10 protein-coding genes are annotated in these 16,035 nt (G+C 44.5%); 2 read left to right on the forward strand and 8 right to left on the reverse strand.

The genetic code is table 11. From position 1 onward, the window contains the following. Positions 1–85: 85 nt before the first annotated feature. The 5 genes from bshB2 to ACXACN_RS10965 form a co-directional block, all read right to left on the reverse strand. A complete protein-coding gene (bshB2, locus tag ACXACN_RS10945) occupies positions 86–742 on the reverse strand; it encodes a bacillithiol biosynthesis deacetylase BshB2 (RefSeq protein WP_474964409.1) in 657 nt (218 codons plus the stop codon). Next, on the reverse strand, positions 735–1,106 hold the full coding sequence (locus ACXACN_RS10950; protein ID WP_474964411.1) for a YojF family protein: 372 nt from the start codon (positions 1,104–1,106) through the stop codon (positions 735–737). Before ACXACN_RS10950 ends, bshB2 begins: the two co-directional genes overlap by 8 nt. Before the next feature lie 66 nt (positions 1,107–1,172). Then, complete coding sequence (gene uvrA, locus ACXACN_RS10955) at positions 1,173–4,049, reverse strand: excinuclease ABC subunit UvrA (protein ID WP_474964413.1); 2,877 nt, start codon at positions 4,047–4,049, stop codon at positions 1,173–1,175. A 7-nt stretch (positions 4,050–4,056) separates the two neighbouring features. Further along, positions 4,057–6,036, reverse strand: a complete 1,980-nt coding sequence (uvrB, locus tag ACXACN_RS10960; protein WP_474964415.1) for an excinuclease ABC subunit UvrB — start codon at positions 6,034–6,036, stop codon at positions 4,057–4,059. A 215-nt stretch (positions 6,037–6,251) separates the two neighbouring features. Beyond that, a complete protein-coding gene (locus ACXACN_RS10965) occupies positions 6,252–7,841 on the reverse strand; it encodes a peptide chain release factor 3 (protein ID WP_474964417.1) in 1,590 nt (529 codons plus the stop codon). Between the two features lie 316 nt (positions 7,842–8,157). Here ACXACN_RS10965 and ACXACN_RS10970 point away from each other — a divergent pair, with 316 nt between their 5' ends. Beyond that, the gene (locus tag ACXACN_RS10970; protein WP_474964419.1) at positions 8,158–11,361 is read left to right on the forward strand and encodes a DEAD/DEAH box helicase; all 3,204 of its coding nucleotides are present in this window, start codon (positions 8,158–8,160) and stop codon (positions 11,359–11,361) included. Between the two features lie 154 nt (positions 11,362–11,515). On the opposite strand, the gene ACXACN_RS10975 is transcribed toward ACXACN_RS10970, so the two are convergent. Both ACXACN_RS10975 and ACXACN_RS10980 read right to left on the reverse strand, forming a co-directional pair. Next, the gene (locus ACXACN_RS10975) at positions 11,516–12,403 is read right to left on the reverse strand and encodes a COX15/CtaA family protein (protein ID WP_474964420.1); all 888 of its coding nucleotides are present in this window, start codon (positions 12,401–12,403) and stop codon (positions 11,516–11,518) included. 103 nt (positions 12,404–12,506) lie between these two features. Next, a complete protein-coding gene (locus ACXACN_RS10980) occupies positions 12,507–13,067 on the reverse strand; it encodes a zinc dependent phospholipase C family protein (RefSeq protein WP_474964421.1) in 561 nt (186 codons plus the stop codon). Positions 13,068–13,142: 75 nt separating this feature from the next. Between ACXACN_RS10980 and ACXACN_RS10985 the strand changes: the two genes are divergently transcribed. Then, positions 13,143–13,793: a haloacid dehalogenase type II gene (locus ACXACN_RS10985; protein WP_474964423.1), complete on the forward strand. Its 651-nt coding sequence runs from the start codon at positions 13,143–13,145 to the stop codon at positions 13,791–13,793. A gap of 31 nt (positions 13,794–13,824) precedes the next feature. Here the strand turns inward: ACXACN_RS10985 and ACXACN_RS10990 are convergent, their stop codons facing one another. Further along, a complete protein-coding gene (locus ACXACN_RS10990; RefSeq protein ID WP_474964424.1) occupies positions 13,825–15,897 on the reverse strand; it encodes a sensor domain-containing protein in 2,073 nt (690 codons plus the stop codon). Positions 15,898–16,035 lie beyond the last annotated feature (138 nt).

A 16,035-nucleotide genomic window follows, 5' to 3' on the forward strand; every position in this document is an offset into this window, starting at 1 on the left:
TTATCTCTTACGTTTTTCCCTAACAAAAGGGTTCAAAAACAAAAAACACCTGAGAAAACGTGGTGCGTTTCTCAGGTGTAAAAGCTCATTGATAGTTGTAAGTGTAAAAGCGCTCTGTTTTCAGCCGTTCTAATTGTTCAGATGTCTGATCATGATCCTCAATCAAACTCATCATTCCATCGGCCTGGGATAGGTGGGCTTTAATGGCCGCCAATTTTCTTTCCCAGTATGGTCTGATGTCTGTCGTAATTTGCGGCTTACCTAAATCTTGTTCAGCATGATTGGAAATGGCGTGCATCCAAACTTGAGGGCGTTTCTCCTCGGCAAGTTTTTCCACAGCCTCGATAACTGCGGCACCGAGAGCATCATGGTCCGGATGAACTGCGTACCCTGGGTAATGAGTAATCACAAGGGTAGCTTCTAACGCTTCGATCCGTTCTCTCAGGTGCTCTGCCACTTGGTGTCGAGGCTCAAACTCTAATGTTTTGTCCCTATATCCAAGCATTTCAACGTCTATATCCAACTGTTTGGCTGCTTCAGCCAGCTCCTTTTTACGGAAAGAAGAAAGCGTCTCGCGATTAGCGAATACAGGATTGCCCATGTTTCGGCCCATCTCCCCTAAGGTACCACATAGATAGGTAACTGGTACTCCTTCATCACGGAATTTGGAAATCGTACCAGATGCTCCGAACGATTCATCATCCGGATGAGGGAAAATGACAACTACTCTCTCTTTACTCATCAGGATCCGCCTCATGTGAGAAGGGTGTTTCGCTGATTTCAAGAGCAACCATCAAACGTCCTTCACGGTCATGTCCTGCCATCAGCAGTCGATTTTTCTCATCGATTTCATAATCCGTCAAACCTTCAGCATACACCCAGCCCAAATCAAGTTTTAGACCGACGCGGTAAGACCCTCCGGTGCTGACAATTTTCCCGTGTTGATAGGAGACCTGTGCATTTCGGATGAAGGCGCCGACATTGTAGGCATTCTCATCGAAGTGGCTTGCATAAGCTCCATTTGTTGTTTCCAAGTGTACATAGATTTCTTTATTTGCTAGTTGATCGATTTTATCTTGAACAACTTTTTGTTGAATGGCATCCACTCGTATTCCTCCCGTCAAACGATTCTTGTTTAACGATACTCAATTTAGGGACAAGCGTCAAAAGATCTACTTGTTTCCTACTTTTTCACGGGCATTCATTTTCTTATCCATCCGTGCCCTGTCCCGTTCTAGAACGGGCTTCAAATAACGACCAGTATAGGAAACTTCCTGCTCTGAGACATGCTCTGGTGTGCCGCTTGCAATGATCCTTCCACCGTTCTCTCCGCCTTCTGGTCCGAGATCGATGATATGGTCTGCTTCTTTGATGACATCCAGGTTATGCTCAATAATCAAAACGGAATCCCCGTTATCTACGAGTCTTTGTAGGACTTTCAGTAACCTTGAAATGTCATCCACATGAAGACCGGTGGTTGGCTCATCCAAAATATAAAAGGATTTGCCATTCGATCTCCGATGAAGTTCACTTGCAAGTTTCACTCGCTGGGCCTCTCCTCCAGATAGAGTGGTGGCCGGCTGACCAAGTTTAATATATTCAAGTCCGACATCAGCAACGGTTTGAAGCTTTCGCTTAATCTTAGGAATGTTCGCAAAGAAGTCGAGCGCTTCCTCGATTGTCATCCCTAAGACATCAGCGATGCTCTTTCCTTTATACTTCACTTCCAGCGTTTCACGGTTATACCTTTTCCCATCACAAACTTCACAAGGAACATAAACGTCAGGCAGGAAGTGCATTTCAATTTTGATGATTCCATCGCCACGGCAAGCCTCACAACGTCCACCCTTCACGTTGAAACTGAACCGGCCTTTCTTATAACCACGGATCTTCGCTTCATTGGTTTGAGCGAAAACATCACGGATATCATCAAACACACCGGTATAAGTAGCAGGATTGGAACGTGGTGTACGACCGATCGGTGATTGGTCAATATCAATCACTTTATCCAGGTTTTCCATACCTTCAATCGTTTTATGCTTTCCTGGTTTTTGTTTACCATTATGAAGCTTCATTGAAAGGGACTTATACAAAATCTCATTAATCAGTGTACTCTTTCCAGAACCTGAAACGCCTGTTACGGCGGTAAATACTCCGAGTGGAATATCAGCATCGACTTTTTTGAGGTTGTTTTCTTCCGCCCCGATTATTTTCAAGAAGCGATCATCCGCCTTCCGACGTTCTGCTGGAAGTGGAATGAACTTTTTGCCTGACAGATATTGACCCGTCAAGGATTTGCGACTTTTCATTACTTGCTTCGGCGTACCTTGAGTGACAATGTCTCCGCCATGTGCCCCAGCTCCTGGTCCAATGTCGATCAGGTAGTCGGCAGCAAGCATCGTGTCTTCATCATGCTCAACAACAATTAACGTATTATCAAGGTCACGCATCCGTTTAAGTGTGTTGATTAATCGATCATTATCACGCTGGTGAAGGCCAATGGACGGCTCATCAAGTACATATAAAACCCCAGTAAGTGCTGAACCGATTTGCGTCGCCAGTCGAATACGCTGAGCTTCACCCCCGGACAATGTCCCTGCAGAACGCGAGAGGGTCAAGTAATCGAGACCCACGTTTGCTAAGAAGCTGAGACGTTCGCAAATTTCTTTTAGAATCATGCGGGCAATCGTTTCTTCTTTTTCCGTCAACTCCAGGGCTTCGAAGAACTCTTTCGCTTCTGTTACGGAATAATCGGTAGTGATCCCGATATGTTTTCCGTCAATTAAGACCGCGAGAGCTTCTTCGTTCAATCGATTTCCTTTACATTTCGGACATGGTTTTTGAGCCATGTATTTTTCCATCTGTTCACGGATGTAATCAGAGCTTGTTTCGCGATAACGACGAGCAATGTTCGGGATGACACCTTCGAAGAAAATATCGCTTTCCCTTACTTTTCCAAAGTCATTCTCATAGCGGAAGTAGATCTTATCCTCACCACTGCCATAGAGAACTTTTTCTTTATGCTCTTCTGGCAAATCACGAAATGGTTTATCCATATCGATTCCGTAATGATCGGAAACACTTTTCAAAAGCTGCGGATAGTATTGGGAACTTTGCGGTTCCCATGCCGCAATTGCATGTTCGTTAAGCGATCGGCCCCAATCAGGAATGACAAGGTCGATGTCAACCTCAAGCTGTGTCCCTAGACCGTCACAACGGTTACAAGCACCATAAGGGCTGTTGAATGAAAACATCCTCGGCTCCAATTCACTAACAGAAAAACCACAGATTGGACATGCATGGTGTTCACTGAACATCAGCTCTTCTTCACCGATCACATCCACAATCGTGTGGCCACCGCCAAGTTTAAGAGCTGTTTCAATAGAGTCTGAAAGTCTGCCTTCAACGCCTTCTTTCACGACGATACGATCAATGACGACCTCAATCGAGTGTTTTTTATTTTTCTCGAGATTTATTTCCTCGGAAATTTCGCGCATTTCCCCGTTCACCCTTAAACGGATGTATCCTTCTTTTTGGAGCTGTTCAAAGACTTTGGCGTGTTCGCCTTTTCTACCAGATACCACAGGGGCAAGGATTTGGAGTTTGGTCCTTTCCGGATATTCCATGACGCGGTCAACCATCTGCTGAACCGTTTGTGAGCTGATTTCCACCCCGTGCTTCGGACAAGTCGGGCGACCGATGCGAGCGAACAAAAGACGCAGGTAGTCATAAATCTCTGTGACTGTACCTACGGTTGAACGTGGGTTACGGCTCGTTGTTTTCTGGTCTATGGATATGGCCGGGGAAAGTCCTTCTATGGAATCCACGTCGGGTTTGTCCATCTGTCCTAAAAACTGTCGTGCATAAGCACTTAGTGATTCAACATAGCGTCTTTGCCCTTCCGCATAAATCGTATCGAAGGCCAAAGAAGACTTTCCCGAACCGGACAAACCGGTCATGACGACCAGTTTGTTTTTCGGGATGTCGATATCGATATTCTTTAAATTGTGAGCCCGAGCTCCTCTAATACTGATATGTTTACTGACCATACTCTTCTCATCCCTCCGCTTTTAATTCCAACAGCACATCACGCAGTTCGGCTGCCCGTTCGAAGTCGAGATCGCGTGCGGCTTGTTTCATTTCGGTTTCCAAGTTGTCGATCATTTCCTGGCGTTCTTTCTTCGTCATTTCTGAAGGTTTCTTACCTGTATCATATCCCGCTTCGTCTTCAGCAACGTTCGTCGCTTTAATGACGTCACGAACTTCTTTTCTAATCGTTTGCGGTGTGATTCCATGCTCTTCGTTATACGCGATTTGTTTTTCACGACGTCTGTAAGTTTCATCAATCGCAAACTGCATGGACTTCGTCATCTTATCCGCATACATAATTACTCGACCATTCTCATTTCGCGCCGCCCGGCCAATCGTCTGGATGAGGGAGCGGTCGGACCGTAAGAATCCTTCCTTGTCTGCATCCAGAATGGTAACGAGAGACACTTCCGGGATATCCAATCCTTCACGAAGCAAGTTGATTCCAACAATGACATCATATTTTCCGACCCTGAGGTCACGAATGATTTCAATACGTTCCAATGTCTTGATCTCAGAGTGTAAATAAGCAACCTTAATTCCTAAGTCTTTCAGATAATCGGTTAGATCCTCAGACATTTTCTTCGTTAATGTTGTGACGAGGACACGTTCATTCTGATCTTTTCGTTTATTGATTTCTCCCACAAGGTCATCAATTTGACCATGAATCGGACGGACGTCGATTTCCGGATCCAGAAGTCCTGTAGGTCGGATAATCTGTTCAATCATTTTTGGTGTATGTTCAATCTCATAAGGCCCAGGCGTCGCCGACACATAAACATTTTGATTGATATGTTCTTCAAATTCAGGAAACATAAGCGGCCGGTTGTCCATTGCTGAAGGCAAGCGGAAACCGTGGTCCACCAGTACTTGTTTTCGTGCTCTGTCCCCGTTGTACATTCCTCTGACCTGTGGAAGAGTGACGTGAGACTCATCCACCATCAAAAGGAAATCGTCAGGAAAATAATCCAGCAACGTATACGGTGTTGCCCCTTCATCTCTAAAAGTCAGGTGTCTGGAGTAGTTTTCGATTCCTGAACAAAAGCCCATTTCGTTCATCATTTCCAGATCATAATTCGTCCGTTGTTCCAGACGTTGGGCTTCCAGCAGTTTATCCTGATCCCTCAATTCCTTCAGGCGGGCTTCTAACTCTTTTTCAATATTTTTGATCGCTTTTTTCAGCTTTTCTTCACGGGTCACGAAGTGTGAAGCAGGGAAGATAGCAACGTGATCTCGATCCCCAACCACTTCCCCTGTCAGTACATCAACTTCACGGATACGGTCGATTTCATCTCCAAAAAATTCTACACGCATCGCATGTTCTTCTCTTGAGGCAGGGATGATCTCAACGGAATCTCCCCGGACTCGGAATGTACCACGCTGAAAGTCGATATCATTTCTTGCATATTGAATATCTACAAGATTCCTTAATAGCTCATCACGGTCTTTTTCCATTCCCGTTCTAATAGAAAGTACCTGGCTGCGGTATTCGTCGGGAGAACCGAGGCCATAGATACAGGAAACACTAGCAACGATGATGACATCGTTCCGCTCAAAAAGTGCAGAAGTCGCCGAGTGTCGCAATTTATCAATCTCATCATTGATGCTCGCATCTTTTTCAATAAACGTATCTGAAGAAGGCACATAAGCTTCTGGCTGATAATAGTCGTAGTAACTGACGAAATATTCGACAGCATTGTTTGGGAAAAATTCTTTGAACTCACTATATAGCTGTCCAGCAAGTGTTTTGTTATGCGCGATGATCAGTGTCGGTTTATTCACTCGCTCAATGACATTGGACATCGTAAATGTTTTTCCTGTACCTGTAGCCCCGAGCAACGTCTGATGCTTATCTCCTCGTTCAATTCCTTGAACAAGCTCTTCAATCGCTCGCGGTTGATCCCCTTGAGGTGAAAACTGTGAAACTAATTCAAACTTCTCCTCCACGACGAAAACCTCCGTTCATTGTCTATAATCGTACTTTTTAGTTTACCACAACAGTTTACCATTCTAACATCGAACGAACAAACATTCGCATCCTAGTGTGCACTGTCAATTACTGGATGACCTGGTGTGGCATAAAATGCCACACCAGGTCATCCAGTATATTCCATTTGATCGTACAGAAAAAGCACTTTGCATCATGCAAAGTGCTTAGCTGATTAAGAATTGAGAGTTTGATTATATTCGTTCACTTCAAACAGGTCAATCAATTCGATGTCTGGATTTTTATCTTTGAACCATCTAAGTGAGAAGTCGTTCTTGAAGAGGACAAGCGGATTGCCTTCTCGATCCTCTGCCAGCATGTTTCGCTCATCAAACAGTGACTCATCCACCTGATCTTCTTTCAACCAGCGAGGGATGCGCTCACCTAGAGGAGTGAGTTCAATGTCCACATTGTATTCGTTCTTCATGCGATATTCAAAGACTTCATATTGAAGTTCACCGACCGCTCCAATGATATAATCTTCAAATCGATAGCGCTTGAACAACTGAATGGCACCTTCTTGGACAAGCTGCTCCAACCCTTTTCGGAACTGCTTGGATTTCATGACGTTCTTCGCCGTTACTTTCTTAAACAATTCAGGAGGGAATTGTGGAAGCTCATCGTATTCGAAATTGGACTTACCGGTCACAATGGTGTCTCCGATTCGGTAGACGTTCGGATCATAGATTCCGATAATATCCCCAGCATATCCTTCCTCAACGGTTCCACGGGAAGAAGCCACAAACTGCTGGGATTGTGCCAGCTTGAACGACTTTCCAGTCCGAGAAAGCGTAACGTTCATCCCACGCTCAAATTTGCCGGAGCAAATTCTGACAAAGGCGATTCGGTCACGGTGCTGCGGATTCATGTTTGCTTGAATCTTAAAGATGAAACCAGAGAATTCTTCATGATCTGGTGAAACGATTCCTTCTGTCGATTTTCTCGGTGCCGGTTCAGGCGCCATATCAATGAAAGAATTGAAGAAGGTTTCAACACCGAATGGAGCAAGAGCACTACCGAAGAAGACAGGCGTCTGATCTCCGCGCATCACTTTTTCCATATCAAACGTATCTCCAGCTTCAGCTACCATTTCCATTTCTTCTTCCGCTTCCTGGAAAGTTGCATTCTCTGTCAATTCAGGATGCTGTTCGAGTTCACTGTACGGAATATATTCTTCTTCTTCATTACCCGTGTAATGAACGAATTGATCGTTTTCACGATCGAAAACGCCTAAGAAGCGTTTGCCCATCCCTGCCGGCCATGTCATAGGATAGGTTTCAATATTCAACGTTTCTTCGATTTCTTCCATCAACTCCAACGGCTCACGGCCTTCGCGGTCCATTTTGTTGATAAATGTGAAAATCGGAATGCCGCGCATTTTACAAACTTTAAATAACTTGAGTGTCTGCGCCTCAATCCCTTTGGTACCATCGATCACCATGACAACACTGTCAACAGCCGTCAATGTGCGGTACGTGTCTTCACTGAAGTCTTCGTGTCCGGGTGTATCCAAAATGTTTACTTGATAATCTTTATAAGGGAAGTTCATCACACTGGACGTGACGGAAATTCCTCGTTGTTTTTCGATTTCCATCCAGTCGGACGTGGCAAATTTCCCAGACTTTTTCCCTTTTACCGTACCTGCAGATCGGATCAAGTTTCCGAATAATAGCATTTTCTCCGTCATCGTTGTTTTACCGGCGTCCGGGTGGGAGATAATAGCAAACGTACGGCGCTTTTTCATTTCATTTTGTATTTGACTCATCGTGATATCCTCCGTTTATTCAGAATTTCAATACATTAGGTTGGGTAGGATATACGTTTTACATTGGCAGATTCACTCCATAAAAAAAGCGCTCACACACTCAAGCGCCTTCGTCGAATTTTTTGATTATACTTTGAAAGTTAGCATAACCCACATGTAAAATCAATCACAAAAACGAACACCTTCCAAATACTGGTGTACCAGGTCATCCAGAATATGGATGACCTGGTCATACAGATCTTCCTAATCCCTCTCGTTCTCTTTAGGTGTTCAAACCTGTTATAATGGGATAAAAACGATAGTAAGGATGCCAGTTATGCAGAGTTACTTATTACAACCGAATGATATAAAGAAAATTACCGGCCAGACTTTTTACACACGCGGGAAGCAATACTTCGATCGTGGGAAAGTTTATGGCCTTTCTCATAATAGCGCGATTCGCTCATGGCGGGCGGTCGTTGCAGGTACACACGACTATGAAGTCCGCGTTTTCTTTTTTGAAGACGAAGATGTCGAAGCTACGTGTGAGTGTGCGGCTTATTCCACCTACTACACGTGTAAACATATTGCCGCCGTGCTTATTGCAATCCGTGAAAAGACTCTTGAGGATCTGGCGCCGAAGCTTGCGGAAAAAGGGCGCAAATCCCAGTCCGGGTTGACGAACCAGGACAGGATGTTTGCTGTAAGCTTGTTCGAAGCTTTCAGACAGCGTCAGGAAAATAGAGGGGCACAGGATTTGAAGAAGCCTCTTCAAATCCAATATTACCTTCACCTCCAATCGATTCTCGGCTCTAAAAGTCTCGGCTTGGAATTGAAACTTGGAGAGAACTATCCTTATGTCATTAAAAATATTCGCGATTTGCTTGATCATATCCGTAAAGATCAAGCGTACCGGATCACAAAAAAGTTCACGTACGATCCGGCAGAACACTCTTTTTCTGATGATGACAAAGAAATTCTAAGACTCTTACAGCTTGCTTATGAACAAGAGCAATTCTATGAACAACAGTGGAATTCGGCCGAGCCGAAAGTTTTGAAAGTGTCTCCTACTCTTGCTACTCAGCTGCTTCCACTTTTGGAAAAGCAGCAGGCTGAGGTCATTGAGCGAGGGGACAACGTCGGACCCGTCCATTTTGAAGAGGAGTTTCCAGACCTCTCTTTTTATGTTTCAGAGGAACGCGGCCACTTTCATATGCACATGAACCATTTGAAAGATTACGACTATCTATCTGATTATCATCTTCTCTACAAGCAAGGGACCTTTTATCCTGTCGATGCTCAAAAGGAAGAGGTCCTTCAAACGCTTTACACGATTCTTCCATACAATTCAAATGGCAACCACACGGTAAGCCATCAGGATATGGAGGGGATTGTATCGTATGTTCTGCCCGAACTGGAGACCATCGCAGATGTTCAACTTGATCGTGCTGCTCAAGAAAAAATTGTGCAAGAGTCGCTTGTTGCTAAAACTTACTTGGATTTTCAACAATGGACACTCACGATCGATGTGAAGTTCCATTATGGTGACTTGACGATTGATCCGTTTAACGAACAGCCATTGAGCAATCAAACGATTGTCAGACGGGATCGGCAGACAGAGCAAGAGATCATGCAGGTCATTGAGCTTGCCGAGTTCAAATTTGATGGAGAGATGGTCTACATCGAAGACGAGAACAAGCTGGATCAATTCCTTTATCACTACTTGCCAAAGCTGAAAGACCATAGTCACGTCTATCTTTCCTCTTCTGTCCGTTCCCTTGTGGAAGATCGACCACTCGAACTGGAAGCATCGGTTGAACTCGAAAGTGAGGGGAATTGGCTGGATATCAATTTCACCATTGATGGCATTAGTGATCATGACGTCACAGAAGCTCTTAAAGCCGTCATCGAACGCAAAAAGTATTACCGCTTATCTGATGGTGCACTCATGGCCTTGACGAGTGAATCCTTCGACCGTTTTCAGAGACTTGTTGATGACCTAGACTTGAGTACAAAAGATTTGGAAGACAACCATTTTCAAGTTTCAACAGCACGAAGCTTGCAAGTGGAAGATGCTCTGAATCCAGGTGAATCAGAAAGGAATCAGCTTTTCCAAGAGCTTGTAGATCGGTTGAAATCACCTCAATCCTTTGAAATCGATCCTCCGGCTGGCCTGCAGGCGGATTTAAGACCGTACCAATTGACTGGCTTCAGGTGGATGAAGATGCTCAGCCATTACGGTTTAGGCGGGGTGCTTGCGGATGATATGGGGTTAGGCAAGACCATTCAAACGATCACCTTTTTGTTAGATGAAAAGATGAAAGGGAACATGACAAACCCAGCCATTATCGTCGCTCCGGCATCCCTTGTCTACAATTGGAAAAAGGAGCTCGAAAAATTTGCTCCTCTATTATCGGTACAAATTTTAACGGGAGACCCAACAACAAGACTGGAAGCGCTGAATGAAGCAGGGAAAAAGGATGTATGGATTACATCTTACCCGTTGCTCAGACAGGATATCGCTTCTTATGAAGAGCAGACCTTTCACGCGATGGTCCTTGATGAATCGCAAGCGATTAAAAATGAGACGACCAAAACAGCAGTGGCTGTTCGATCAATCAAATCGCGACATCGTTTCGCCTTGAGTGGCACACCTATTGAAAATTCCTTGCAGGAGCTCTGGTCTTTGTTCCGTACCATCATGCCCGGATTTTTCACAAGTAAGAAAAAGTTCTTGCAATTGAAACCTGAAAAAATCTCTCTCATGACGCGTCCGTTCATTTTGCGTCGGATGAAAACTGAGGTACTGGATGAGCTGCCTGATAAGATTGACACCGTCCAATACTCAGAGCTGACCCGTGAACAGAAAGAAGTGTACCTCGCCTACTTGGAGAGAATTCAAAACGATATTCAAGAAACGATTGCCACTAAAGGCATCCAGCGAGGCAAGCTCGAGATTCTTGCTGGACTGACACGATTACGTCAAATTTGTTGTCACCCCGGCTTGTTCCTAGAAAACTACGATGGGCAGTCAGGGAAGCTTGAACAATTGAAAGAACTAACTCGGGAGCTGAAAGAAAGCGGGCACCGACTGTTGATCTTTTCTCAGTTTTCAAGCATGTTGACAAAGATGCACGATGAACTTGCCAAAGAAGGACTACAGGCTTTCTATTTAGATGGCAGCACGAAATCCGAAAAACGAATGGAAATGGTCGAAGCTTTTAACGAAGGAGAAAAAGATGCGTTCTTCATCTCCCTGAAAGCGGGAGGAACGGGACTGAACCTCACAGGAGCAGACACCGTCATCCTCTACGACCTCTGGTGGAACCCAGCCATTGAAGAGCAAGCAGCTGGCCGTGCACACCGCATCGGCCAAGAAAAAGTGGTGCAAGTGATACGGATGATTTCTGAAGGGACGATCGAAGAGCGCATCTACCAGCTTCAACAGAAAAAGCGCGACCTCGTCGACCAAATCATCCAACCGGGAGAATCCATGCTGACCTCCCTAAGCGAAGAAGAAATTAAGCAACTCTTCCAATAAAGAGCCGTTCCCAAACGGCTCTTTTTCTTTTAGTGAATTGGGATTTTCTGTATGACCTGGTCTGGAACTTCGTTCCAGACCAGGTCATACAGAAATTTCCATCAAACTCCATCCAGCATAAAAAAAGAAAGCTACCAGAACGGCAGCTTTCTTTTTATGCTTTCACTGTTTTCTTTTGCAGTTTAAACCAGTAACCTCCCAGGATGCATGCGCCAATGACCATCGTAACGGTGGAAAGGAGCATGTGCATCGATGAAGCGAGGACGACGTTTCCTGTAACGACGATAATAAATCCTACGACGGCATTCAGTAGAATGGAGATTAAATAAGCCCAGGACAACGCGATATGGTATTGGAACCTTGAAGCATAGATAACAAACCAAATGGCTGCGACAATGACAACAAAGGTTGCTACCCAGTGTAAAGAATACACGGCATTTGCGACAGATTCGCTTGTAATCAAGTACTCCATTGCTGGAATGTCCATCATGACATTGCTTGCCCGGCTGTGTTTAAAGAATGCCCCGAGAATCACTTGTGCAATATAGGCGATGTACCCAAACAGAAAAGCACGGTAGCTCATCGATACTGAGGCCCAACTTGTCCGGTTCAGCTCGATTTTCTTTTCATGAAGACTGTAACTCAATAACACAAGCACAATTAACAGCATCTGACTGAATGTAACGTCGAATGTCGTGAACCCAGGTGGAGTCCCTAAAAGGACGTTCAATCCTCCAACAATGGACTGAAAGACAAGCAGTCCCAAACTTAAAATAGCTAAAATGAATACAGATTTGTTTTTGCGGTATTTATAGATCGCACCTACAGCATTGATGGCGGTAAGCAAAATAAGCAACGGGACCATCAAACGGTGAGAATACTCTATAATGACGTGATAGTCCGTAATATCAGGAAAGATCTTCCCGTTACAGACCGGCCACGTCGTCCCACACGCATCCCCGGAATCTGTCGCAACGACAAGGTTTCCAAGAATCAACGCGAGAAACGTAACGAACGTAGTTAGTATAGAAAATTTCTTCATCGTCTTACCCTTTCTCTATCTATGATCATGATGTCATGAATATTGTTTGTTTCCTAAGTAAATCATATCATGAATTTTGGATGATAGAGAAAGGAAAGCGCCGTCATGAGTCATGAACTTTTTGTGAACGGCGTTTATCCTTCATTTTTCTAATGAGCAAATATAAGAGAGAAGCGGCAATCAAGAAGGTATTAACCAACGAAAAAATGTTCGCGTAATGATCATCATCCCAATAGGAAACGGGACTTTTAAACGTATAGCTGCTAACAGGGTAGAACATAGGGACGGCATCATCATTGTGGGTTAAAATATCAAGAATTACATGCCCGAGCCATCCGTAGCAGAAAGCGGTCCACTTGGTTAACTTTCTTCCTTTCCATATTAAAACAATGACAAAGCAGACTCCCCACACAAACAAGGAATGACCTGCAAGTCGCAAAATAAAAACGACAGGATGCTCAAACAAATCATAGACCAAACCAAATAACGACCGCATCGGATCGGCATCGTCCACGACTTGCCAAGCCTGTCTTTTTATACTTAAATAGATAAACATGACATAATACACGATATCCGGTGAAAGACTTCCGTAGATAAACCATCCGGTGAATCGTTGTTTCCGTGTTGCAAAAAATGTCCAATATCCATGGTGCAGTGTATTCATTTTCTCTCTCCCCTAACTTCTTGTTTACCTCTCATCACCGTGGGGAACCTAATCAATGGAAAGGAGCATGAACCTATGACTTATAAAGCCTATGTTTTCGATGCGTATGGAACATTATTTGATGTCCATAGCGTCATGAAAAAAATCCATCAATTTTTTCCTGATCAAGGTCCCAAAGTAAGTGAAGAATGGCGAAGCCGGCAGGTTCACTATTTCCTCGTCAGGCAGTTGATTCAAGGATACAAACCATTCACCGACATCACCCGGTGGGCGCTTTTAGATGCACTAGCGTACAGTGACGTGGATGTGAAACCAGATATTGTGGAAGATTTGATGAAGGAATATGAACAGCTCATCCCTTACGATGAAGTTACTTCACTAAAAGAGAGTCATCAAGACAAAACGTTCACCATTTTCTCCAATGGAACACGTTCCATGCTTGAACCTCTGTTAGAACATAATCAGCTGAATGAAGACTTTGATCTACTTAGCGCTGATGATGTGGAGGTTTACAAGCCTCACCCGAATGCCTACAGCTACGCACACGAACAGTTAGGCTTCGATAAAGAAGAAATCCTCTTCTTCTCGAGTAATCCCTGGGACATTACGGGAGCAGCTTCTTATGGCTTCCACACCGCTTGGGTGAACCGCAAGCAACAAAAATGGCCGGAGCTTGGAATCAACCCGACGCACATCATCAGTAATCTCAATGAAATCCCTGACTAAAAAAGACGGAGTCCCATCGGGGCTCCGTCTTTTAGCAAGGATGCTCATATAGACGCACCTGATCCTTCCCATCTCGCTTCCCTCTGTAAAGGGCCTGGTCGGCTGAACGGAAAAGGTCATCCAATGTCCGTCCATCTTCCGGATAACAGGCGACACCGATTGAAAAAGAGGTACGGATCTCCTCTCCTTTGACAATATAAGGCTCTCTCAATTTTTCTAGCGCGCGCATCGCTACTTGATAGATATGATCGCGATCCATGATGTTGTCAAGAAGAATCGCAAATTCATCTCCACCGATTCTCCCGACAGAATCGCCTGATCGGATACATTCCTTCATCCGCTTCCCAACACTGCACAAAAATTCATCCCCGATTTCATGGCCGTATTCGTCGTTGATGCGTTTAAAACCATCCCCATCTAAATATAGGAGTGCGAATGATTCACCGGAACGTTCAGACTTAGCAATGGCCTGCTCCACCCGATCTTCAAACAGCCTCCGGTTCGGCAGGTCCGTCAAATAATCGTAAAAAGCGAAGCGCTCCAGCTTCTCTTCATAAATTTTCTGCTCAGAAATATCACGTGCCACAATGACGAAATGGCTCACCTTTTTGTGCTCACTGACAACCGGCGTCCCTCTGCACTCAAACCAGACAGGCTCACCACTCTTGCTCGTCAATTTCAATGAAATTGTAAAGGCCTCTTTAGTCTTTTCGCTCCACTTAAATGCCTTTGACAAGTTCTTCAGGTCATCAAGCTCAATCTGCTGGACAAGCTCCTCTGAAGACATCTCATGGGGATCACGACCAAAAAAGTTCGTTTGAGATGGTGACGCATAAACCAAGTCCCCCATAGGTGAGAAAACGGAAATCAAATCATTGGAATGATCCGCAATTAAACGGAATTTTTCTTCACTCTGTCTTAAAGCTTCATGGGCCCTTACCTGTTCCGTCCGATCTTCAAGAATGGCATAAATTCCTTCTTTTTGACCCTCATTGATAATCGGGACTAAAGAAACGCGCAGAACACGTTCCTCTCCGTCCATCCAAAAACTCGTTTCAAACCGGGTGCCTTTTTGGAAAAAGGATTCTAACAGCTGCTGCCTCAACCAGTTTCTCTGCTCTTGTGGAACCCAATCGACGATGGACGTTTGCAACAATTCGTTTTCCTCTGTTCTCAAGAGTCTCAAGGTTGCTGTATTCACTTTCTTAATCAGCCCCTGGAAAGTAAGCGTCAAGATGGGCTGCGGGTTATGTTTGAACAACGAACGATAGCGGGACCGGCTCGCTTCCAACTTCCGCTGGGCGGCCTTATCTTTTGAGACATCTCTGACAATCGAACTGATGCCGATCGTTTCACCATTTTCGTTTTGAATTGGAGATATACTGATTGACACGTCCACAAGCTTCCCGTCTTTTCTTTTGCGCACAGTCTCATACCGGGCGATCGCTCTTTCCATTCCTTTACGAATCAGTTCCTGCGCTTCTTCTCTTCTATTGGAAGGGACAAAAGGGAACGAAGAGGCCTGCATTTCTTCTTTCGTGTACCCATAAAGTTCTTCTAATGCACGGTTCGCTTCTAAAATATGTCCGTCGGTATCGACGATTAAAATCGCATCTGTCGTATCCTTCATCAGGGAACGGTACATGGCATTGATCCGACTGAGGTCCCGTTCTTTATCAATGACCTCCGTGATGTTCCTGGTTATGCCGACAATATGGGTCACCTCTCCTGATTCCCCCAACGTTGGTGTCAGCACAGAATGTCCTCTAAAAAGTTTTCCATGAATAGTCACTTCATCTTCGTAGGTGAGCGCTTCTTTTTTCTCTACTACTGTTTGATAAGCTTCAATCAAATTTCCGGCTTGTTCCTCACCCAAAAGATCCTCGATGTATTTCCCTTCCCATCCCGCTCCTCTGATCGGGGAATGGTTTTGGGCTGATTCATTCATATAAACATATTTAAAACGTCTCTTCCCGACAACTTCCATAAAAAAGATATAGTCAGAGATTCCATCCATCAGCATATGTAACAAATGTTCGTGGGGAATGCGGCCAGCAATCCCTGCTATGATTCCCTGATCCATCCATTCCTTCACCCGTTCCATGGATTATCCCCTCAATCATCAAATCGTATTTACACATGTAAACCATGTTATCATGTTTCGTTCCTGCTTCTCTATGTATCTTTCTACCAAAAAGTCAGAAATCCTTTCCAGATATAAAAAAAAAGCAATGCGCCGCGC

The sequence above is a fragment of the Halobacillus sp. AWM4_238 genome, from assembly GCF_056158265.1.